Origin of the sequence: Streptomyces sp. CA-179760 (genome assembly GCF_050937045.1) — a bacterium.
In the GTDB taxonomy this organism is placed as follows: domain Bacteria; phylum Actinomycetota; class Actinomycetes; order Streptomycetales; family Streptomycetaceae; genus Streptomyces.
Genome location: NZ_JBNJLZ010000001.1, coordinates 4,131,051 through 4,150,485, shown reverse-complemented (window position 1 = coordinate 4,150,485; position 19,435 = coordinate 4,131,051). Strand labels below are relative to the sequence as shown.

Below are 19,435 nucleotides of genomic sequence, written 5' to 3'. Positions count from 1 at the left end.
CGCCTAGTCGAGCCCGAGCCGTTCGAGGAGAACGCGTGCCTCCTCTGGCGAGCCGGTGTTGATCTCGACGGTTGTTCCGTCGGGTCGGCGAACCGTCAGGATGGGCTGTTGCGGTCGTGTGGCGCGCCAGCTGATTAGGCTCAGAGTCAATGTCGCGGCGTTAAAGGCTGAACCGAGCACAAGTGAGAGGACATCGATCACCGACCCCTGTGCTCCTGGTACGGGTGGGTTCACTGCCCCTAACTGCGGGGCCGTGAGGCGCCTCGTTTGCCGGTCCGAATGAAGCCAACTGTGCAGAGATCTCAGCTCGGCTTCTCGCTCACGGTCGTTCACGCCTTCAACACCGATCTGAACCCGCATGATCCCTCCCGTTCCGCCCCCTGCGTTCATGGTCCACAGACGTCGGAGTCGACGCCCCCGGTTCCTGACGGACTGGAGCTTCGGCGTATCGAGCAGGGCATGACCTTCGGAAATGTCGACTTCGTGGCGCCTGACCTGGGAAAACGCCCTCCCTCAGTTCTCGCGCGTTCACTGGGTTTCCCGGCCTCATATGTGCTGAATCAGTTCCGGCGGGGGCTACCTGCCTCGGGCATGCCAAGAGAGACGCGAGACCGATCCCGACTACGTGTCGTCACTGCGATGCCCGTGAAGGCGGTAGCCCATCTCATCCGGATGGCGCATGACTCGGGCAAGGCGCCAGGCGGCGTCATAGGACAAACGGCCACGCTCTCGTACACGGAGCCACAGAGCCAGCGAACTCGTGACGGGATCAAGAGCCCAGCGCAGCGCAGCGCGCTTCACCGAACCTCGTCCGAGAGAAGGGCGAGACGGTGGGCCGTGTTCTCGTCGCCGAAGGCCCGGACAGCATCGGCAAGGATCGTGAGCAGCTCCTTGCGCCCTTCCTCTGTCAGGCCTGCGACAAAGCCGTGGAGTAGCTGGGCGACTGTCACCCATTGCTCCCCCGGCTGCCATTGCCGGACCTCGCGCACCAGGTCTTCGAGGTCAGTGCCCGCCGGCGGGCCCCCGAGTCGGGTCCAGTGCTTCGACGCTCCCTCCAGCAGTCCGTATAGGCGGACAGCTGCCGGGTTGGCGAGGATCTCCTCCCGGAGGAACGCTTCGCGTGCCCGGACCTGCCGTCGGGCCAGGTCGTCCAGCTCGTGGTCGCGTCGTATGCGTTCTTCCTGCCGCTGGCACTCTTGCCGCAGGTGTTCGGTGCGGAGAGCAGCCTCCCGGACGGCGTCCTCCACGGTGATGTGGACTTGGACCTCGGTGACCACGACACCCTCGGCAGCGAGAGGCAGCTGTGCCTGGATGGCAGCGGTGATGTCCTGCTCGGCGGCTCCGGGACGGAGGACGTCACAGCGTTCGGCAGCCTTCTCGATCTCCCTTCTCACAAGGCGTGGTGCTGTATGCCGATTCGCCGGCACGGTAACGCTGGCGCGGCGCCAGATCACCCGGATCTCCGTGGTGAAGCGCAGTACTGGATCCATGCTCCTGAGGCAGTCCGTGAAGACGGATGTCCAGCTGGCCTGGTCTTCTGCAGTACGGGAAGGTGCCTTGGTGGGACGGCGTCTCATGCGGCGTCGGCCTCCGCATCGGCCGGGGACGCATCACCTGGTGCACCTGGCAACGAGGGATGAGACCCGATCGGCTGATTGCGGCGGGCGATGAGGTCCTGGTCGAGCAGGGCGGACAGTTCGCGCTTGAGGTCTTCCTTCTCATTGGAGTAGGGGCGGTCCTGTCCCTGAACCCACCACTGAGCAGAGGTGCGCAGAGTTTCGCGAAGCGTCGGCCCTTCGGCCCCCGGAACGTTCACGGTCTGGCGCAGGGTTTCGAAGACAACGGACTTGAGGTCGTACCGTTCCAACGCTGCATCGAGCCACGCAAAGACGGCCTTGTCGAGGTCTCGTTCCCCTGTCGGCCCTGCGGCTTGGCGGAGCAGGGTGCGCCAGCCGATCACGAGCCCTTGCACAGTGGGGCGGAAGGCGTCCTCCTCGTCGGGGCTGTCCTCAGCCATGGCTTGGAGGAGCGGAGGAAGGCCAGATGCCTCGGGCGCGGAGTTCAGGGCTAGCGCGCTGAACGTGCGGTGCCCGACGGTCTGGCTGGTCTTCTCTGACTTGCACCAATCGACGACGTACCCGAACAGCATCTGCCGTACGGTGGCGTCCTCCCAGAGGACCCGCACCGCCTCAGGGACTGCTGCACGGATAAGTGACACCTGACCTGGCTTGCCGAGAGGCGGCCTGGAAGGATGTTGCAGTGCCCAAGCCGTATCCGAAGGAGTTCCGCGAGGACGTCGTGCGGGTCGCGCGCAACCGTGAGCCCGGCGTCACGCTGGAACAGATCGCCGCCGACTTCGGGGTCCACCCGATCACGCTGTCGAAGTGGCTGCGCCGCGCCGAAACCGACGAGGACGCCAGGCCCGCGACGGCGTCGGGCGAGTCGGCCGAGCTGCGCGAGGCCCGCAAGCGTATCCGGCTGCTGGAGCAGGAGAACGAGGTGCTGCGGAGGGCTGCGGCATATCTGTCGCAGGCGAACCTGCCGTCAAAATGATGTACCCGCTCGTCCGCGAGCTGGCCGCCGCCGCTGCCCCTCATCGGGTGCCGGTGGCGGTGACGTGCCGGGTGCTCGGGCTGGCCCGCCAGCCCTACTACCGGTGGCTGGCCCGTCCGGTCACCGATACCGAGCTCGCCGAGGCATACCGGGCCGACGCGCTGTTCGACGCGCATCGAGACGATCCCGAGTTCGGTCACCGGTTCCTGCTCGACGAGGCCCGGGCCGCCGGTGAGGCGATGGCCGAGCGGACCGCTTGGCGGATCTGCAGGGACAACGGCTGGTGGAGCGCGTTCGGCAAGCGAAGAGGCCGGGGCAAGAACGCCAAGGCCGGGCCGCCTGTCCATGATGACCGGGTCCGGCGCGACTTCACCGCAGCCGGGCCGAACCGGCTGTGGCTCACCGACATCACCGAGCACGCCACCGGCGAGGGCAAGCTGTACCTGTGCGCGGTCAAAGACGTGTACTCCGGCCGCATCGTGGGCTATTCCATCGATGCCAGCATGAAGTCCAGCCTCGCGGTGCGGGCCCTTGAATCCGCGGTGGCCCGTCGCGGTCAGGCCGCCGGATGCATTGTTCATTCCGATCGCGGATCGCAGTTCCGCTCACGGAAGTTCGTGTCCGTGCTCGCACGTCATGACCTGGTCGGCTCCATGGGCCGGGTCGGTGCGGCCGGCGACAACGCGGCCATGGAGAGCTTCTTCGCGCTGCTGCAGAAGAACGTCCTCGACCGCCGTACCTGGGCCACCCGCCAGGAGCTGCGGATCGCGATCGTCACCTGGATCGAGCGCACCTACCACCGACGCCGGAGGCAGAAACGCCTGGCCCGATTGACCCCCGTCGAGTACGAGACCATCATGACCCCACCCGCAGCCTTGGCTGCATAAACCCCGCTGTCACCCGATCATGCAGCAGTCCCTCACGTAGCGTGTCGATCACGTCAGGACGACCTTGCGCGGCCACATTTCTGAGCCGACGCAGCGCCTTGGCTGTATGCCGGCGACCGAACGCGCCTGTACAGACCTCTATAACGACGCGTTGCAGGTGGGGCTGGCTCCGACTCGACCAGGCCAGCAGCATGGAATGGATGTACGGCGCGCTGGCGGCATGGATGGCCGCGGAGTCCAGGAGGTCAACGGCGAGGGGCCACAGCTCCTTGGTCGTCCCGTGCTTGTACCACTCCTCGACGATCCGCTCCAGCGGAGTCTGGCGACGATGCCGAACGGCCCATTTCAGAGCGAACTGACCCACGCGCTCGGCCAAGGCGAGTCGGCCGTCCTTGCTGATGATCTCCAGTGCTTCCTTGCTCGCGCTTGTATCGCTGACGGGCGCATGTGCGAGCCACCCGAGGAAAGTGGTGCGAGCCAGGGGGCGATCGTTCCAGAAGTACTCGATTACGGCATCGTCCCAGTGCGGGCGAGTGAAGGTGAGGGTGCCGTCGTCTTCGCGTCGTGCTTCGACTGCCCTCGTCATGGCGATCACCCCGGGTTCCCGCTGTCCCTCCACCTCGACGGGCACGTCGTCGAGTTGTTGGGTGAGCTCCGCGGCCTTGGCATACACATGGCCGACCGGATCGCCGCGCAGAACAGCCGCAGCCAGCAGGAAGTTGCGTTCGAAACTGGTACGGGCGCGTCCCTCGGGCTCGTGCCAGAGATAGAGCGCGTCCTCCCAGTTGCTGTGAGCGGCCACCACGTTGGACACCTGTTTCTCGAACGTCAGGCGAGGAGAACTTTCTTGCTTCTGCCTGAGCGTCTGTTCCGGGGCGGCGTCAGCAGGGGCGGCTGACTGGGCTGCCCGGTGCTGTTCCAGCATGAGGTATACGAGGTTGAGCACATCGGTCGGGGCCTGGCTGCCAATGAGCGGTTTGATGTTCTTGTGATCGAGCCACGTGGCAGCTGGCAAGTCGGCTTCCTGTGCCAGAAGCCACCGTTCGCCGATGTCGCGCGGACGCACTACTCCCAGATCTGGAGCGACCCCGGGGGGCGCCCCGTGGCTGATGCGCCTCCACTGCTCGGGGCGGGTGAGGACGATCAGTCGGCAGTCACGTCGCTGGAGCCGTTCGACGAGTTTGTTGAGGTTTCCTCCGAAGGAGTCGTCGACTGCGAAGTCATCTTCGTCGGGAGGAAGTTCCAGTAGGTAGCCACAATGGCGGTCGTGCGGCAGGCGTCTGGTCGGGAAGTACTTGGAGCCGCCGAAGGATAGGGGCCGCACCTCGGTGATGACGCCGTCGTCCAGGAGATGAGCGAACAACGCGTAGGCGGTGAAGGTCCGGCTGCTGTTTGGCGGGCGGCTGATGACCAGCACGGAGCTTGCCGCACGTAGGACTTCAAGAGCCTGCTTGAAAGGACTCGGCGCCAGTCGCCCCTCACGATGATGGGGCTCGGCGTATACCTCGCGGACTACGGCTAGGTACTCGGGCGAGATCGGAGCGTGCGAATCGAGAGTCTGCTCGTACACGTACTTCGTGCCGATCTGCTCGCCATAGTTGTTGAAGGCCCGTTGCAGCACGGCGGCCTGTCCGACTGCCTCAACCGCGTCTGGCGTCGGTATTCCCGCCGATGGCCGCCGTGGGAAGCCAGCGTCAGAGGCGCTCACGGCGGCCCTGGTCTCTGCTGATATTCCGGGTGCCGGCGGTGTGGTCAAGCCAGTGATGCTGGGCGGCACGGGAGGCGGCGGCAGCAGCTCGGTCAGGCTGGCAGGCTGTCCGGGGCCCGCATTCTGCGGCGCCGGCGTGGGATATGTCCGGACTGTCGGCTGCTCGTCATCCCGGCCGTCTTTTTCCTTGGACGGAGGCACTGCCTGCTGCGGGCGCTCTCCGGTACGGCTGTCATCGAAGGTCATATTGTTGCCGTCCTGCCTCAGCCGATAGAGCCTTGTACCTCGACGCCGACCTGTTCCCCTCTCTCTTCGACGGTCCCGGCCTCCTGGATGACGCGTGCCCGCCCGCGTTCCGTGATGTCACCGCCGACGCGCATGCCGACCTGCCTGCCGTGAAGAGAGTCCGCCCGCTGCGCGACCTCCACCCCGGGCCGGTCTGCCTCTTTCTCATTGCCGAAGGGCAGGCTGCGCCCGTACACCTCCTCCAAGTCCCGGCGAAGGTGTCCAAGAAGCTCCCGCAATTCGGTGTCATCGCCCTCGAGGAAATCGGGCCGCGACAGGTAGACGCGTAGCGCACCCTGGGACCCGGTGATGCGTGCGACGCGCTCGTCGGTGAGTGCCGAGGCCCTGACCAGCAGAGGCTGCGCCTGCCCCGGAACCTGCTCCGGTTCTTCCACCGGCACTCGACCTGCCCGCCGGTCCAACACCGCACTCGCTCGGTCGAAGAGAAACCTGACCGCCTCGGTCAGCAGCGTCCCGGCCATTACGGGAAATGCCAACGGATCCATGCGTACGTCCTCCCCCTGCCCCGTGGGTCTGCGAGGCGGTCGCACCTTCCACCGGAAGATGCGACTGGCACTTACGCAGACAAAAACGGGATTCACCGTACGAGGGTGATCTTTGCCGAGGGCAGAGAGGAAACTGGTCGTGTATAGAAGTGACCGAAGAGGCGGTGTTGACACGGGGTCGATGTGTCATTGGCAGAGAGTGAGGGGCCTGTCGGCATGTGTCCCTTACCGCACTCGCGTCGGTCTGCGGCTGGAAGAGCACGATGTTCGATAGCCGTTCGCAGAGGCGCGGTGTCTCATTCCTGCCAGCGTTGCAGAAACAGCAACCGCTTTTCCGCTCTCGAGGCGCGATGGGGCCTGCTCAAGGCACGACCGTCCGTTCGGAGTCGGGTCACAGACCCGTGACGGGTTGCCCGGTGAGTGCTTGGGCGATCTGCCAGAGCTGGCCGCCGCGGGACGCCTTCACCAGGACAATGTCGCCAGGGCGGAGGATGGACTGCAGGTACGCGGCGGCGGTGCCGTTGTCACCGACCATCGCGATGTCCGGCACCCCCGCCGCTCCCGCCGTGAGGGCGAGTTGCTTGGCGAGAGCGTCGCCGACTGCCACGACGAGATCGACGCCGTACTCGGCCGCCATGCGCCCAACCTCTCGGTGGGCATCGACGGACTCGTCGCCCAGTTCCAGCATCTCTCCGAGTACGGCGATCCTCCGGCCGCCTGCGGCCTCGGTCGTGCCGCCGTCTGACTCGGTCATTAAAACTCTCCGTTGTGAGGGAGGGGCGCGAAGGTGATTGCGCGGCCGGTGTAGGAAGCGGATACGCGGCTGAGGGGGACTCGATCGTGTGTCTGGCCCCAGGCGGACGGGTCTCGGAAGTGGATCGTCGGGTCGGGGCCGTCCTCGTAGCCACGAAGGATGACGAGGTGGCCGCCTGCGCGGCCGTCGTCAGGGAACTGCTCGGTCACGGAAACGATGAGGGGGGCGTGGTCGAGCCGCCTCGTCAGATCTTCGACGGCCACGGGCTCGGCGGTCGAGGGGACTCCGAGGTCGGTCGCCAGGCTCGCGATCCCCGCGTGGAGCGCTCCACGCGGGGTCAGAACCTCCTGCTTGACCGCGAGCTTCAGGAGTTCCGTGACCGACGGTGCCTCGCACCCGTAGGCGAGCAGGATCATTCTCAGCGACGCCAGGCCGCACGCCCGGTTGGACCACTCGACCCTGTCCCCTAGCGCCCATCCCCCCTGTAGATCCCACTCGGCGGGAGCGATGAGCTGACGGCACATGGGGACATCGTGGACTCGCGGCACAGTGGCTGGCTCCTACGGCGAGACGGCAGCCTCCCGTGTCAGTGGTGTGGTGCTGGAGAACGCGGGAGTGGGCAGGGGGACATCGTATGGCTGGCGGGCCAGGGCCTCGTGGAGCATGGCCAATACGACGTCCGTATGTGTGAGTCCGACCATCGCCGCTCCTACCGCGAAGTTGCTGTCGCGGGACATGCCCGGTGTGGTGTTGACCTCCAGCACGTACGGCTCGTTGTCCTCGGCGAGGATGAAGTCGATGCGTGCCGAACCGCGCAGCCCGAGTCCGTTCCACAGCGCCCGGGCATCCTCGGCGATCGCGTCCAGCACGGCAGGGGCCAGGTTGGCGGCGCGCACGGATACAGCGCCCCTGGAGTCCACGTCGAGCTTCGTGTCGGCGTCGTAGAAGTCGGCCTCGTCGGCCTCGGTGGCCAGCGGCGGGAAGACGATGACCGAGCCACCCGGCAGCTCCAGCAGCCCCACAGTCATCGGCGTGCCGGTCACGAACTCCTCGATGAGCACCGGCGTACCCTCGTCGCCGGCGGCGTCCGCGAGAGCGCCGGGCAGGTCTGCCGGATCGCGTACGAGGCTCATGCCCACGCTGGATCCGCCGAAGGGCGGCTTGACCATGATGGGTCGCCCGTTCCAGGTCACGGGGCCGCCGGACCAGACGTGCCAGCCGGGCGTGGGGACGCCGAGAGTCAGCATCACCCGCTTGCAGAGGATCTTGTCAGCGGCCACCGCGGATGCCCCGACTCCGCTGCCGCAGTAGGGGACACGCAGGTAGTCGAGTAGGCCCTGCAACCGGCCGTCTTCGCCGTACGGGCCGTGGAGGTTGGAGAGGCACACGTCGTACTCGACCAGCTCCCTGATGAAGTCGGGCTCGCACGGGTTCAGCACCTTCCACCGGGCGCCGATCTCGTCCAGTGCCTCGGCCAGAGCGGTGACCGAGCGCTGTTCGACGGGGCACTTCGAGTGGTAGAGCCTGTCCTCGGCGGAGACGGGACCGTAGACGAGTGCGACACCGAGGCCCTGGCGGCTCTGCCCCCACGCGCGAAGGGCTTCAGCGGCCTTCTGCACAGCGAGGTCCGAGCTGGGGCTGAGGAACAGAGTCATGTGAGTACTCCTTCGAAGGTGTGGGTGACCGGGCCGCCGACCCAGTGAGTCCGGTTCGGTCGGGCGTCGTGCGGCCGAACCGTGAGCGGCTCCCCGGCCCGGTTGTGGACGGTGACGGCCCGCCGGGCCACCAGACCCCGCATCGCGGCGACGACGACGGCCGCGACTGCCCCGCTGCCGCACGACAGGGTTTCCGCCTCGACGCCGCGTTCGTAGGTGCGGAGCTTCAGCGCCTGCTGGCCGGTGGACTGGACGAAGTTGACGTTCGTCCCCAGCGGGGCGAGGTCGGTGTGGTGGCGGACGAGGCGCCCGACCATGACCGTGTCGATGGCGTCCACGTCGTCCACGATGGCTACGACGTGTTCGGTGCCGGTGTGGGCACTGTCGAACCAGGTCGCCCTGCCGTTGATGACGGCCTTTAAGCGTCGAGGGAGAACCGCACCCACTTCGGCCGTGACCCACACGGACGCGTCAGACACGACCGCTTCGTGCACCACGCCGGCCATCTGGAGATTCATCTGTTGGAATCCGTGATCACGGTGAGCGGCCCAGGCGGAGCACCGCAGGGCATTGCCGCACATGGTGGCGACCGAGCCGTCCGCGTTGAAGCAGGCGACTTCGAGGACGGCAGGGCTGTCGCTGATAAGCCTGCTGATGACCAGGCCATCCGCACCTACGCCGGTACGTCTGGCACACAGGCGTTCCGCCTCCTTGGACCAGTCGTTGTCATGGGCCGGGCCGAGGTTGGAGAGCAGGATGAAGTCGTTTCCGGCGCCATGGATCTTGCGAAAGCGCATGGCAAAGCTCCTCGTGTGGTGAGGTGAGAGTGACGGTGCGCCGCCCGAACAGGGCGGATGATCAGCGCACGCCGACGGGTCGGTACGTCGTCCGGGCTTCTCGCATGACCCAGGGGGCTCGCCGGGCAAAGATCAGTACGCGGTGGGCTGCGGTGCCGGCCGACCGCATGTCCCGGACTCGCTGGTACGTGCCGTCGAGGTAGACGAAGTCACCGATGCGGACATCGCTCGGGGGCCGGGTGCTTCCTATGGTTCCCCGAGGCGGGGGCGGTATGGAGGGCGGTGCCTCGGGCCTGCGCTCGTGCATCAGCCCCTCCGGATACCGAGCAGGAGGGAGCCGCCGAGAGCGAGGAGGCTCACCAGGTAGGCGAGTTGTTGGTGTCGGGGACTCATCCGGTTCCGATCAGGTGGCGTTCCACGCGGCTGCGGACTGACACGACGCCTATCTGCGCGAGGGGCACCCAGGCCGCCGCACCCGTCTCGATCGCTGCCGGGAACACGGCGCGCGAGTGGGACCGGAAGAGGTAGCGGATGCCGACCCGGAGGCGAGAGCCATACCTGTGCTGCCCCGGCCGGGCCACGTCGACCAGGAAGGGTCCCTCGGCGCCGGGCTGTGTCCATACGTCTCGGATGCCGACCTCTTCGGCCAGCAGGCGCAGGGCCGCCTCGCTGAGGGAGTCGTCCGCTTCCTCTGGCTCCGCCTCCGCGAGGGCATAGCCTCCCTGGTGCCGCAGACACAGGACGCGGTTGCGTTCGTCGATGACGACGGCTCCTGTGACCACGAGGGGACAGCGCCGGTCGTGGGTGCAGGCTCGGCGCTGGGAGTGGTCGCGGGCCGCGTCGTAGACCGGCAGCAGCGCCATCCTGTCGGCGGGGTGCTCGTGGAGGTAGTGGGAGAGCTCCCGGATGATCTGGTCGTCCCTTACGCTCACGGCGCATCCAGCCCGTTCCGGTCGGCGTAGACCCACAGCAGCCGCCGCGTCAGAAGGGCCACATCGCGGAGGTAGAGGTAGGTCCCGAAGGCCGGCGTCTCCGCGGTCGGTCGGTTGGTGAGGTCGACCAGCCTGTTCCCTCTGCGCTGCAGGCTGCGCACCTCGCCGTCGTCGTCCGCGCCCAGGTCCTCGCGGAGCAACCGGTTCAGGTGGTGGGCGATTGCCGGCACCTGACGGTCCATTTCCGCGCGGGTTGTGGTGCCCATTTCCTGGCCGAGAACGGTGTTCGTCTGCGAGGAGATCGCGTCCACGTCGATGGGGGTGTCGGCGCCCTCAGCGTCCTCGGCCGTCTCGCCCCTCTTGCCCGTACTTGCCAAAGTCATCACTGGCCCCTCCGGAGCACGCTTTCTGCCGTGATGACAAAGCTAAGAAGAGGGGCTGCCGGGCCTCTATGAATGTGCCCGAACTTGCCCGACGTTCACCCTAGAGAATCGATGGCCGCCGTGATGAGTTCACGCGCTGCGGGGCCATAGACGGCAAGTTCGGCCAGCTCGCTGAACGTCTTGGCATACATGGCAAGTTCGTGTCTCTGGACGACGCTGAGATGCGCCGAGATCAATTCGACGTTCACCAACTCGTCGTCATACAGGAAGAACCCCTCGACGGGCCAGAGCCTCGAACGGTCGGCGTCCTGGGGGATGATGCCGATGCTCACCGACGGGAGCGCCATGACGCTGAGGAGGTAGCCGAGTTGGCCCGCCATCACGTCGGTACCGCCGATGCGATACCGCAGAACGCTTTCTTCCAGAAGAATGGCGAACGTGTGGTTGCCGTAGACGACCTGCTGTTTCTCCACGCGCACCTTGACGGCCGCCGGCACATCGTCGATAAGCCCTCGGCGGTCACGAATTGAGGTCAGAAGTGCGGTGATGTACGAGGCCGTCTGCACGGGGCCGGGGATGAGCCAGGGCGAGTAAATGCGAAAGCGGTCGGTGCGCTCCCAGAGGGGGAGAACGGATTCCTGCGCCCACTTGAGCCCATGGCGCTCCATCTTGCGCCACTCGACATACATGCCCTCGATTCCACGGGCGGTCGAGATGAGGTCTTCTGCCTCACCCTCCGCGGCGCACGCGGAACACCACTCGCGAAGGTCGCGCTCCGAGGGCGCGCGGGCGCCGCTCTCGAAGCGCGAAGCCTTCGACTCGTGCCAACCCAGCCTCTGGGCCAGGGCCCGCTTGGTGAGTCCGGCCGCCTTTCGGATCTCGGCGAGGCGTTGTCCGAGGGCCTTGCGGGCTTCCTGGACGCTTGAGGAGGGTGAGGTCATGTCGGTGCGGGGCTGCTGATGGGACCGTCAGGCCAAGGCGAACTGCGCGTGAGGTGTCGCCCGCTGCCACACGGCCTCGAAGGCTGACTCACAGAGCTTCGCCACCTCGGGGGCATCCGTGAGCTCCACCTCCATGTTCTCGCCGTCGCCGTCGAAGTGGTTGACGAGGACCAGGCTGGAGTCGAACAGCCAGAAGTCGTTGCCCGGCAGCACGAGGTCCGTCGCGCTGCGGCGCGAGAGCCAGCGCACGGCCTCGCCGGCGGCGATGTTCAGCCCGTCGGTCACGTCGTACTCGAAGCGGATGTACTCGCTGACCGGCATCGAGACGATCCGCGCACGGCGTACTTCGACCCCTCGGGAAGTGGCGGCGGAGACGAGGCTGTGCCAGTCGGCCCACCGCTCGGCAGGGTCCAGGGCCTGGCCGGCCTTCCAGTCGATGAAGGCCGGGTCCGACTTCATGTAGGCGTCGCGCATCTCCAGGTGGACCGCGGTCCTCTGGCAGTCGCGGAACAGCTCCTCAAACGTCGGAGTCCTCGTCATCCTTCTTCACCTCCAGGAAGAACTGCACCATGCGCCGCGGGATCTCCACCACCGACTCGTGTCCGGGGATGTCCATCTGGCGGAGGCGCTCGATGTCCTCCACCTTCCACCCCTGGACGAGGTAGTTGTCCTTCTCCTCGTCGAGGTAGATGGTGGGCGAGCCGCCACTGGGACTCTCCGGGTCCTTGCCGAGCTTACGCAGGGCCATGATGTCCTCCTCGGAAGCCGGTAACGATCTCTGTGCCAGAGCTTGCCCGCGACTGAGCCGCCAAGCCAGGAACTTGCCGAAACTTGCCAGCACTTCGGGCTGCGACATCTCGGCGAGCGCATCAGCAGGGGTGAAATCAGCGGTGTCGGGGACGTGATGCCGTTGCACTGGGTTGGTGGGACGTGCCAGGCACATGTGGTTCGGCAGACCGTGTCGCTCGCGCGGTCGCGGCACTGCGTGCTTGTGCGGCCCGCGCTCGCTGGCTGGGTGCCGGCCTTGTGCCGAGGCGCTGGATGCGCCAGGTGAGGGTTTTGGCGGTGGAGCGGGCGTCATCCAGTGAGCGCTGGCGGGCGGCGAGCTCGAGGAGTTGCCGGGGTGCGTGGCCGGCTGTCTCGGCTCGGGTGAGAGCGGTGGCCAGTGCCGGCCAGGCGAGGTCGTCGAGGATTTGCTCGGCGTGGTGGGGGAGCACGGCTCGTATGTGCTGAGCGTGGCGTTCCACGGTGTGGGCAGGCGGCTTGTGCTGGGCCAGGGCGGTCAGCGGCCGATCCGCCGCCTGCTCGTAGGCCGCCTGGAGGTGGACCAGGGTCTGGTGAGTCGCGGCGACCTGTTGGTCGTTCCTGCGGGCCTGGTGCCAGCGGCCGGCTGCGATCACGACCAGGATGGTGATGTCGAGGAACATCGCCAGGCCGCTCCCGTCACCGGTGGCCGGTGCGGTTCGCAGTGCGCGTATGGCGCCGCGCAATGCGCGGGCCTGATCCTGCCTGGCGCGGATGCGGGAACGGGAGGCGCGTTCGAACGCGAGGGCAGCCTGCTGAAGCTGTGCTCGTAGGTGGTGGCCGGGGGCGATCAGAGGCAGGGCGTCGAGGGCCTCGGCGAAGGCCGCGATATGCGCTTGGGCGGCTGTGTCGTCACTCCGGTCGAGGTGGTGGGGAATGCGTTCAGCCGCAGCGGTCGCCTGGTGCCAAGGACTCGGCCTGCGTCGGCTGCCCGACTCGGTCACCGGCGGGGCTTCTATGCCGGTGAGGCGTTCTGCGATCTTGGGGAAGGACAGGTCCGGGGCGAGTTCGGAGCCGGAGAACCAGATCGGTTCGCCTGCGGCGTTGGTGTCGCCTTCGACGGCGACCTTGTAGCCGCGTACGTCCCCGGAGGGGAAGTGCTGGATGTCGACGCGGACGCCCTCGACCCCGCCAAGCACGTTGAGGAACTCTTCCGGGCTGGTGGCGATGGACACCAGTTGGCGGACGGTGATGCGCAGTCGTTCGCGGGAGGTCCTTTCCTTTCCTGCGCGACGGGCCTTTTCCTGTTCGGCTCGGGTGGGGCGCTTGGAGGCCGTGCGGTCACCGCGCACCACTTGGTGGAGGTCGTAGTCCTTCTCGATCGCAGCGAGTTCACGGTCGGCAGTGAGGTAGTCGTTCCAGTGGCGTGCGGTGCTCAGGTCGCCACGAACCTTGGTGGCGGCGATGTGGATGTGGTCGTGGGCGTGGCGGACGGCGACCCAGCGGCAGCCGTCCGGGTCGTCTTGTGGCGCGAGGCCGGTGGCGGCCACGACGCGGTGGGCTATGTCGGCCCACTCCTCGTCGCTGAGGTGGCGGTCGGTTGTGGCGGCACGGATCGAGCAGTGCCAGACGTGTCGCTCGGGAGCCCGGCCGAGTCGGCGGGCTTGCTTGACGCGCAGGTCGAGGTCGGCCACCAGGAGCTTCTTTGTGGCGGTGAAGTCGTCGGTGCGGCCGGGGTCGGGAGCGAAGCCGTCCCAGGAGGCGACGAGGTGGGGGTCGATGTGGTCTTTGGCCTTCTTGGTGTCGAACAGGTAGCGGATCAGACCGGCCGTGTCCTTGCCGCTGCTGATCTTGGCGATCATCGGGCTGCCTTGTTGGTGACGGCCTGGTTCGCCGCTGCCGCGATCTCGCTGATGGCAGTACGGACCGCGACCAGGGTGCGTTCGGTCTGGGCGAGGGTGGCGGCATCCCCAGGGTGTGGATAGCCACCGGAGTTGAGTTTCCGGGCGATTTGGTTGGCGTTGTTGCCGATCTTGGCGACCTGCTCGCGTAGGGCGGTCAGCTCGTCGATGTAGTCGTCCAGCGGGGTGCGCTGGCCCGGTAGGGCGAGGTCGCCGTGGATGTGGGCCATGACGACGGCCCCGACGTAGTGGGCGCCGGCGATGTTGAGCGACCGGGCTCTGGTGAGGATGGCGGCCTTCTCTTCGACGCTGTAGCGCACGTCGACGCGTTCCTTGCGCTGGGTGTCTTTGCGTTTGCGGCGACGGGCGATGCGGTGCAGGGCGGCGGCTTCGGCGGCGCGCGGCAGCGCGACAGCGGCGGCGTTGGCGCGGTGTTCCGGCTCGGGTGCCCCCTGGCGCCCGAGGGTCTCCGCCACCCCCGGGCGGAACTCCCGTTGGACCGACCCTTGGACGGTCCAACGGCATACCTTGCTGCGCTGTCTGGGGCTGAAGTGGTGTGCGTCTGCTGCTGAGCTGTGGGCAGTTCGTGGTGCTGTTCGTGCATGGGGGTGCTCCGGTGGCGAGGGGGCGGGAGATGTGTCACGTGCGTCGCATCCGTCCCATGCCTGGTCAGTACAGGTACGGACACTCGGGCAGGTACGGAGATGTCCGTCCAGGTGAGGACATCCGTCCCCGCGCTGACCTGCGCGGGGACGGATGTGACGCAGTGATACGGACCCAGGGGGAGGCGGGTCAGCGGGCGCGTTTGGGGCTGGCGGGTCCGCCGGGCGGGCCGATGGGCAGTTGGCCCGCCGGGGCGGCGGGCGGCTTGCCCTGGGCTGGCGAGTGCGCGGGCGTGTCGTCGTGCGCCTGGGCGGGCGCCGTCTCGGTGAGGTCGGGGCAGTGGCGGACCCAGCTGTCGAGGAACCGATTGCGGGCGTACCCCTTGGCCTGCCTGCCCTTGTCGAACCGGTAGTTGGCCGGGCGGATGTCGAAGTCCCGCAGCAGTTTCCCCAGGTGGTAGGCGTTGAGGCCGTTGATGCCGTGCTCTGCCCAGGGAGCGTCGGGGTCCTGGAGCAGGGTGGTGACCAGATCCAGGCTGGACAGGGCTTCGGGGTTGCCGTGTGCCTCGAAGACGCGGTGGATGTCTCGCAGCAACCTTGTCTTCAGGTTGGTCTGCTCGTCCTGGACGGCCTCGAACCGGGTCATCGCGATACAGGCCGCACGGGCGCTGGCTGGCCAGTGGCCGCCGGCCAGGTCGGCGATGATGACCAGCGGTTCCCAGGTGTCCGCCGCCCGGTCCTCCACTGGCATGGTCGGCGCCATGCGGCCGGCCGTGCCGCGCAGCGGTCCCAGCCAGGCGGCCAGCTTGTCCCGCAGTGCGTTCAGCTCCGGTGTGGCGTAGCGCGAGCGGAACGGGGTTACTTTCTCGCCCGGCTTGCGCTTTTGCATGCGGAGCACGACCGCCCGGTCCGTGATCGTGTCGGGCAGGTCGCCGATCGAGGCCAGTGCGGCCATGGCGAAGGTCGGATACGGGGTCGGCTTGTGCTCCGGACCGGAGATGCGCCAGGCGGGCCGGTTGCGCTGGTGTCCGGCGTTCAGCAGGCCGCGCAGTTCCTCGTTGTCGCCGGCCTTGCTGAAGATGGTGTCGGCCTCGTCCACCAGGATCGTGTGCGGGTTCTTGCCGATGATGCGGAAGAGCACCGCCGTGGACATGTTAACCGTCATGATCGGCTGGTGGACGGTCTCGTGAAGCACGTCCAGTACCCGGGACTTGCCGCAGCCCTTGGTCGGGCCTACGACCGCCAGACGCGGCGCGTGCTGCAGCGCGGTCTGGATGTGCGTGGCCGCCACCCACAGGGTGACCGCTGTCAGCGCCTCGTCACTGGGCAGCACGACGTACTTGCCGATCGCCGCCCGCAACTCATCCAGCAGTTCCTCACCTTCACCGGAACCCTGTTTCACGGGGTCTGCGGGTCCCCGAGGAGGCAGGGGGCCGACCTCGTGATCCGGTCCCCGTGTTTCGAGGGGACCGGTCCCCTCCTGCTGGGCTGTGTCCGCCGCGGGATTGTCGGTCCCCAGCGACTGGCGGGGACCGTGCTCACGGTCCCCATTGCGGTCCCCTGGTGCAACTGCAGCCTCTTGGGGACCGGTCCCCATTTTGGCGCCACTGACCTGCGGGTTTGCGTCGGATGTCGATACGGGGACCGGGACGTGCGGGGACCGAGCAGCGGGCATGTCGCGGGGACGGTCCCGAACAGCGGCATCAGCAGACGGCTGGGGACGGTCCTCGTGTGCTTCCACATCCGCTGAGTGCTCGACGGTCCCCGACGCCAGGGACCGTGTGCCCGTCTGATCCCTGCGGCGCCAGTGGACGCCTTCGCCGGGGACGGCGGGAGTGGGCCAGCCGGTGGGGGAGGTGTTCGTGGAGCTGGGGGACGTAGGGTCCTCCATAGGCGTTCCTCTCCGGTGAGGGGCAGGACGGGCAAGGTCTCGCCCCTCACCAGCTCATTCGTTCAGGGATGGGCGATCAGTTGGAAGTCTTCGGCCCTCGGCGTTGGCGCGCCGGGGGCCGCTTCGTTGTCCGCGCCAGACGCGAGGTCAGGCCGTGAGGTCGTACGACGTCTGGGCATCCAGCCACGCGTCCACCTCCCGCCAGCGGTAGCGCAGGTGACGGCCGACCTTGTGGACGCTGGGGCCGATGCCTCGGTACTTCCACTGGTAGAGGGTCTTGACCGGTACTCCGAGGTAAGCGGCCACGTCGGCGGGAGTGGCGAGCTGGTCACGCTCGGCGCCGGCAAGGCGCGGGGAGTGGTTCGGCAATGAGGTCTCCATATCGGAATCAGGGCTTTTGATGGCAGGCGTGGGCAACACAGCCACACCACCCTGGGAAGCGTCCAGAGTGAATTCTGAAACTCCCGGCTACTTCCCTCGGCGTCGCCGGGGAAGACCAAAACAGTAAGGGTGGATCGCCGGTTGCCGAAATCGCTCCCGCGGAAACCGAAGTTTTCTGCAGCGAAGTAGCCGGCCGAGGTGCCGGAATCCGGTACCTCGGCAGCTCGGAGGCGGTGTCCAGCAGTCAGGAGTGACGCGGCCAGCCCGCCGGACACTGCATCCGATAGATACTCAAATCGCCCACCTCTGCGACGCGGAGGGAAAGTAGCACAACCTCCCCGCTGAAACGGCTTGTGATGTACCGGAATTCGACGAGACGAACGCCACTTCGCCCCCGAATGACTTTTGGAGAGTTTAAGAACTAACTCTTGCCATAACGACCGGCTGCAAGTTACAGCTATCTGTCATGCCCAACCGACCTGTCGAAATAGGCCCCGCCGGCCTCCACGCCGCCCGCGCCATCGAGCGCCTACGCCTCGTGCGCGGCCTGACCCAGCAACAGCTCGCCGCCCGCTGCACCGCACTGGGCCGCCCGATGGCCAACACCGCCCTCAGCCGCACCGAACGCGCCCGCCGCCGCTGCGACATCGACGACCTCGTCGCCATCGCCACCGCGCTCGGCGTGCCTCCCACGACCCTGCTCCTGCCGCTCCCGTCGATGTCCGGTGACGACCGGAGGGGGTGCTAGTTGGCGCGGGTCTGGATTGAGGACCGCATAGGGCATGCGGCGTACGTTCGCGCTGCGGCGGAAGCCAAGCGGGCGGGCCGTACGCCACCGGGGCGCTACCGCGTGCGCTGGTACGACCCCGACGGCAAGCCGAAGATGAAGACCTTCACCCGCAAGGTCGATGCCGAGGCGGAGCGGACGAAGATGGAGTCCCGCCTTAGCGACGGCTCCTACCGTGATCCGGCCGCCGCGCGGGCGAAGTTCGCAGAGATAGCGGAGTCCTGGCTGGCTGCGCAGCTCCATCTCAAGCGTTCAACCCGAGGCCGCTATCGCGGTGTTCTCGACGTCCACGTGATCCCCAAGTGGGGCACCACGCCATTGGACCGCATCCACTTCGAGGACATCGCCGAGTGGCTCGCGGACCTGCTGTCCGGCGAGGCGACCGGGGCAGGAAGCTGAGCCCTCGGTCGGTCCGCAAGGCGTACGTCGTTCTCAGCCGCGTTCTCGGCTACGCGGTCAAGGCCCGTCGTCTGGCGGTCAACCCGGCTGTCGGCGTGCCCTTGCCGAAGGTGATGCCCGCTGACCACGTGTACCTCGACGACATGCAGGTCGACGCGCTGGCCAACGCGGCAGGCGCCTACCGGGTGTTCATCCTTCTGCTGGCCTACACGGGTCTGCGCTGGGGCGAGACATCTGCACTGAAGGTGGGTCGTGTCGACCTGGACGCCTGCCGGGCACACATCGTCGAGGCGTACGTCGAGGACAACGGCAAGCTCTACCTCGACACCCCCAAGAACCACGAGCGTCGCTCCGTACCGATCCCGCGGTTCCTGACCGAGGAGCTGAAGCCTCACGTCCAGGGGCGGGGAGATGAGGAACTGCTCTTCACCGCCCCGCAGCGCGGGCCTCTGCGGGCCCGCAACTTCCGTCAGCGGTTCTTCGCGCCGGCGGTCGCGAAGGCCGGACTGGGGCACCTCAAGGTCACCCCGCACAAGCTGAGGCACACGGCAGCCTCGCTCGCCATCGCCAGCGGCGCGGACGTCAACGTCGTCCAGACGATGCTCGGCCACAAGTCCGCGACGCTGACCCTGGACACGTACGGGCACCTCTTCCCGGACCGCCTGGACGAGGTCTCGAAGAAGATGCACAAGCGCCGCTCCAAGCAACTGGCCAAGGCGAAGGCCAAGCTGGAGAAGGCCGAGCGGAAGGCCCGCGAGGCCGCCGAGACGGTGGCCGCTCTGGCTGACGATGCCGCGTGATGTGTGCCTAATCCGTGCCGGGGAGCCGTAACCGAAGGGGCCGCCCCACCGCATGATGCGGTGGGGCGGCCCCTTGCGTCTCCCCCGGACCAGCTTCACCCGCGCGGGCGGCGGCCTTCCTGCCAGGCCCGGTCCATCGCAGCACCAGCCGCATCCCCGGCCAGCCGCTCGATCTCCTCGGGCACCTCCCGCTCGTCGAGCACGAAGAGCCGGCCACCGACGAGCTGGGTGGTCGCCTTCCAGTCGAGACGGTGCCCTGCCTCCCGAGCGGCACGCCGGACGTCCTTGAGCTCGCCCATCTCCGCAAGATCGTCGCCGCTCAGGATCAGCTGTCCGTAGTAGCCCTGGTACTCGGGCTTGAGCGCGGCCCGCATCAGCGACTCAAGGCGTTCGACCAGCTTCTCGTACCGGCGCCGGGCCAGCTCATCCCTGACGGGCATCCTGCACAGCTCCCCACCGTCCGCGTGCATGGCATGTGTGCCATATGTGTGCTGCAAGCGCAGGAGCCCTCCCGTCCGCTGGACGGAAG

Annotated in this window: 23 protein-coding genes; 4 read left to right on the top strand and 19 right to left on the bottom strand. The window is 67.4% G+C overall.

Features of this window, described 5'->3' with window-relative positions; all coding sequences use genetic code 11:
* Positions 1–3: 3 nt before the first annotated feature.
* The 3 genes from ACQEV8_RS18435 to ACQEV8_RS18425 all read right to left on the bottom strand — a co-directional run bounded on the left by ACQEV8_RS18435 (position 4) and on the right by ACQEV8_RS18425 (position 2,149).
* A complete protein-coding gene (locus ACQEV8_RS18435) occupies positions 4–360 on the bottom strand; it encodes an effector-associated constant component EACC1 (RefSeq protein ID WP_432961490.1) in 357 nt (118 codons plus the stop codon).
* Between the two features lie 437 nt (positions 361–797).
* On the bottom strand, positions 798–1,490 hold the full coding sequence (locus ACQEV8_RS18430; RefSeq protein WP_432961488.1) for a hypothetical protein: 693 nt from the start codon (positions 1,488–1,490) through the stop codon (positions 798–800).
* A gap of 83 nt (positions 1,491–1,573) precedes the next feature.
* Positions 1,574–2,149, bottom strand: coding sequence for a hypothetical protein (locus ACQEV8_RS18425; RefSeq protein ID WP_432961487.1), 576 nt, complete (start codon positions 2,147–2,149; stop codon positions 1,574–1,576).
* A 110-nt stretch (positions 2,150–2,259) separates the two neighbouring features.
* Here ACQEV8_RS18425 and ACQEV8_RS18420 point away from each other — a divergent pair.
* A protein-coding gene (locus tag ACQEV8_RS18420; protein ID WP_432972785.1) for an IS3 family transposase occupies positions 2,260–3,440 on the top strand; the annotation gives its coding sequence in 2 pieces (ribosomal slippage) (positions 2,260–2,544 and positions 2,547–3,440; 1,179 coding nt in all).
* On the opposite strand, the gene ACQEV8_RS18415 is transcribed toward ACQEV8_RS18420, so the two are convergent.
* The 15 genes from ACQEV8_RS18415 to ACQEV8_RS18345 all read right to left on the bottom strand — a co-directional run bounded on the left by ACQEV8_RS18415 (position 3,409) and on the right by ACQEV8_RS18345 (position 16,908).
* Positions 3,409–5,394, bottom strand: coding sequence for a hypothetical protein (locus ACQEV8_RS18415; RefSeq protein ID WP_432961485.1), 1,986 nt, complete (start codon positions 5,392–5,394; stop codon positions 3,409–3,411). The two genes, ACQEV8_RS18420 and ACQEV8_RS18415, sit on opposite strands and share 32 nt — an antisense overlap.
* A gap of 17 nt (positions 5,395–5,411) precedes the next feature.
* Positions 5,412–5,939: a hypothetical protein gene (locus ACQEV8_RS18410; RefSeq protein ID WP_432961483.1), complete on the bottom strand. Its 528-nt coding sequence runs from the start codon at positions 5,937–5,939 to the stop codon at positions 5,412–5,414.
* A 391-nt stretch (positions 5,940–6,330) separates the two neighbouring features.
* Positions 6,331–6,693, bottom strand: coding sequence for a glutamate ligase domain-containing protein (locus ACQEV8_RS18405; protein WP_432961481.1), 363 nt, complete (start codon positions 6,691–6,693; stop codon positions 6,331–6,333).
* Positions 6,693–7,217, bottom strand: a complete 525-nt coding sequence (locus tag ACQEV8_RS18400) for a C39 family peptidase (RefSeq protein ID WP_432961479.1) — start codon at positions 7,215–7,217, stop codon at positions 6,693–6,695. Before ACQEV8_RS18400 ends, ACQEV8_RS18405 begins: the two co-directional genes overlap by 1 nt.
* Before the next feature lie 36 nt (positions 7,218–7,253).
* Positions 7,254–8,348: a D-alanine--D-alanine ligase family protein gene (locus tag ACQEV8_RS18395; protein ID WP_432961477.1), complete on the bottom strand. Its 1,095-nt coding sequence runs from the start codon at positions 8,346–8,348 to the stop codon at positions 7,254–7,256.
* Entirely contained in the window at positions 8,345–9,145 is an 801-nt protein-coding gene (dapF, locus tag ACQEV8_RS18390; RefSeq protein WP_432961475.1) for a diaminopimelate epimerase, read from the bottom strand. The genes ACQEV8_RS18395 and dapF overlap by 4 nt, the downstream gene beginning before the upstream one ends.
* A gap of 389 nt (positions 9,146–9,534) precedes the next feature.
* Positions 9,535–10,077: an NUDIX domain-containing protein gene (locus tag ACQEV8_RS18385; RefSeq protein WP_402708981.1), complete on the bottom strand. Its 543-nt coding sequence runs from the start codon at positions 10,075–10,077 to the stop codon at positions 9,535–9,537.
* Positions 10,074–10,460 carry a hypothetical protein gene (locus tag ACQEV8_RS18380; RefSeq protein ID WP_432961472.1) on the bottom strand — a complete coding sequence of 129 codons (387 nt, stop codon included), beginning with the start codon at positions 10,458–10,460 and terminating at the stop codon, positions 10,074–10,076. Before ACQEV8_RS18380 ends, ACQEV8_RS18385 begins: the two co-directional genes overlap by 4 nt.
* Positions 10,461–10,555: 95 nt before the next feature.
* On the bottom strand, positions 10,556–11,401 hold the full coding sequence (locus ACQEV8_RS18375; RefSeq protein WP_432961470.1) for a helix-turn-helix domain-containing protein: 846 nt from the start codon (positions 11,399–11,401) through the stop codon (positions 10,556–10,558).
* Between the two features lie 27 nt (positions 11,402–11,428).
* The gene (locus ACQEV8_RS18370; RefSeq protein WP_432961468.1) at positions 11,429–11,941 is read right to left on the bottom strand and encodes a DUF6879 family protein; all 513 of its coding nucleotides are present in this window, start codon (positions 11,939–11,941) and stop codon (positions 11,429–11,431) included.
* The gene (locus ACQEV8_RS18365; RefSeq protein ID WP_016326941.1) at positions 11,919–12,149 is read right to left on the bottom strand and encodes a hypothetical protein; all 231 of its coding nucleotides are present in this window, start codon (positions 12,147–12,149) and stop codon (positions 11,919–11,921) included. Before ACQEV8_RS18365 ends, ACQEV8_RS18370 begins: the two co-directional genes overlap by 23 nt.
* A 136-nt stretch (positions 12,150–12,285) precedes the next feature.
* Positions 12,286–14,007 carry a relaxase/mobilization nuclease domain-containing protein gene (locus ACQEV8_RS18360; protein WP_432961466.1) on the bottom strand — a complete coding sequence of 574 codons (1,722 nt, stop codon included), beginning with the start codon at positions 14,005–14,007 and terminating at the stop codon, positions 12,286–12,288.
* Positions 14,004–14,522 carry a plasmid mobilization relaxosome protein MobC gene (gene mobC, locus ACQEV8_RS18355; RefSeq protein ID WP_432961464.1) on the bottom strand — a complete coding sequence of 173 codons (519 nt, stop codon included), beginning with the start codon at positions 14,520–14,522 and terminating at the stop codon, positions 14,004–14,006. The genes ACQEV8_RS18360 and mobC overlap by 4 nt, the downstream gene beginning before the upstream one ends.
* A 316-nt stretch (positions 14,523–14,838) precedes the next feature.
* The gene (locus tag ACQEV8_RS18350; protein WP_432972782.1) at positions 14,839–16,008 is read right to left on the bottom strand and encodes a DUF3631 domain-containing protein; all 1,170 of its coding nucleotides are present in this window, start codon (positions 16,006–16,008) and stop codon (positions 14,839–14,841) included.
* Between the two features lie 678 nt (positions 16,009–16,686).
* Positions 16,687–16,908, bottom strand: a complete 222-nt coding sequence (locus ACQEV8_RS18345; protein WP_240103720.1) for a helix-turn-helix transcriptional regulator — start codon at positions 16,906–16,908, stop codon at positions 16,687–16,689.
* 478 nt (positions 16,909–17,386) lie between these two features.
* On the opposite strand from ACQEV8_RS18345, the gene ACQEV8_RS18340 reads away from it, so the two are divergent.
* From ACQEV8_RS18340 to ACQEV8_RS18330, 3 genes are all read left to right on the top strand, one after another.
* Complete coding sequence (locus tag ACQEV8_RS18340) at positions 17,387–17,668, top strand: helix-turn-helix domain-containing protein (protein WP_432961462.1); 282 nt, start codon at positions 17,387–17,389, stop codon at positions 17,666–17,668.
* Between the two features lie 102 nt (positions 17,669–17,770).
* Positions 17,771–18,106: a hypothetical protein gene (locus tag ACQEV8_RS18335; protein ID WP_432961460.1), complete on the top strand. Its 336-nt coding sequence runs from the start codon at positions 17,771–17,773 to the stop codon at positions 18,104–18,106.
* Between the two features lie 113 nt (positions 18,107–18,219).
* Entirely contained in the window at positions 18,220–18,906 is a 687-nt protein-coding gene (locus ACQEV8_RS18330; protein WP_432961458.1) for a tyrosine-type recombinase/integrase, read from the top strand.
* Positions 18,907–19,001: 95 nt separating this feature from the next.
* On the opposite strand, the gene ACQEV8_RS18325 is transcribed toward ACQEV8_RS18330, so the two are convergent.
* On the bottom strand, positions 19,002–19,346 hold the full coding sequence (locus tag ACQEV8_RS18325; RefSeq protein ID WP_432961456.1) for a hypothetical protein: 345 nt from the start codon (positions 19,344–19,346) through the stop codon (positions 19,002–19,004).
* Positions 19,347–19,435: the final 89 nt, after the last annotated feature.

Excerpts from the sequence above, each read along its gene's own strand:
- ACQEV8_RS18365 (WP_016326941.1), bottom strand. The coding sequence starts at position 12,149 with ATGGCCCTGCGTAAGCTCGGCAAGGACCCGGAGAGTCCCAGTGGCGGC.
- dapF (WP_432961475.1), bottom strand. The coding sequence starts at position 9,145 with ATGCGCTTTCGCAAGATCCATGGCGCCGGAAACGACTTCATCCTGCTC.
- ACQEV8_RS18330 (WP_432961458.1), top strand. The coding sequence starts at position 18,220 with ATGCCCGCTGACCACGTGTACCTCGACGACATGCAGGTCGACGCGCTG.
- ACQEV8_RS18410 (WP_432961483.1), bottom strand. The coding sequence starts at position 5,939 with ATGGATCCGTTGGCATTTCCCGTAATGGCCGGGACGCTGCTGACCGAG.
- ACQEV8_RS18405 (WP_432961481.1), bottom strand. The coding sequence starts at position 6,693 with ATGACCGAGTCAGACGGCGGCACGACCGAGGCCGCAGGCGGCCGGAGG.
- ACQEV8_RS18325 (WP_432961456.1), bottom strand. The coding sequence starts at position 19,346 with ATGCCCGTCAGGGATGAGCTGGCCCGGCGCCGGTACGAGAAGCTGGTC.
- ACQEV8_RS18370 (WP_432961468.1), bottom strand. The coding sequence starts at position 11,941 with ATGACGAGGACTCCGACGTTTGAGGAGCTGTTCCGCGACTGCCAGAGG.
- ACQEV8_RS18400 (WP_432961479.1), bottom strand. The coding sequence starts at position 7,217 with ATGTGCCGTCAGCTCATCGCTCCCGCCGAGTGGGATCTACAGGGGGGA.
- ACQEV8_RS18360 (WP_432961466.1), bottom strand. The coding sequence starts at position 14,007 with ATGATCGCCAAGATCAGCAGCGGCAAGGACACGGCCGGTCTGATCCGC.
- ACQEV8_RS18395 (WP_432961477.1), bottom strand. The coding sequence starts at position 8,348 with ATGACTCTGTTCCTCAGCCCCAGCTCGGACCTCGCTGTGCAGAAGGCC.
- ACQEV8_RS18340 (WP_432961462.1), top strand. The coding sequence starts at position 17,387 with ATGCCCAACCGACCTGTCGAAATAGGCCCCGCCGGCCTCCACGCCGCC.
- ACQEV8_RS18380 (WP_432961472.1), bottom strand. The coding sequence starts at position 10,460 with ATGACTTTGGCAAGTACGGGCAAGAGGGGCGAGACGGCCGAGGACGCT.
- ACQEV8_RS18375 (WP_432961470.1), bottom strand. The coding sequence starts at position 11,401 with ATGACCTCACCCTCCTCAAGCGTCCAGGAAGCCCGCAAGGCCCTCGGA.
- ACQEV8_RS18415 (WP_432961485.1), bottom strand. The coding sequence starts at position 5,394 with ATGACCTTCGATGACAGCCGTACCGGAGAGCGCCCGCAGCAGGCAGTG.
- ACQEV8_RS18425 (WP_432961487.1), bottom strand. The coding sequence starts at position 2,149 with ATGCTGTTCGGGTACGTCGTCGATTGGTGCAAGTCAGAGAAGACCAGC.
- ACQEV8_RS18430 (WP_432961488.1), bottom strand. The coding sequence starts at position 1,490 with ATGGATCCAGTACTGCGCTTCACCACGGAGATCCGGGTGATCTGGCGC.
- ACQEV8_RS18435 (WP_432961490.1), bottom strand. The coding sequence starts at position 360 with ATGCGGGTTCAGATCGGTGTTGAAGGCGTGAACGACCGTGAGCGAGAA.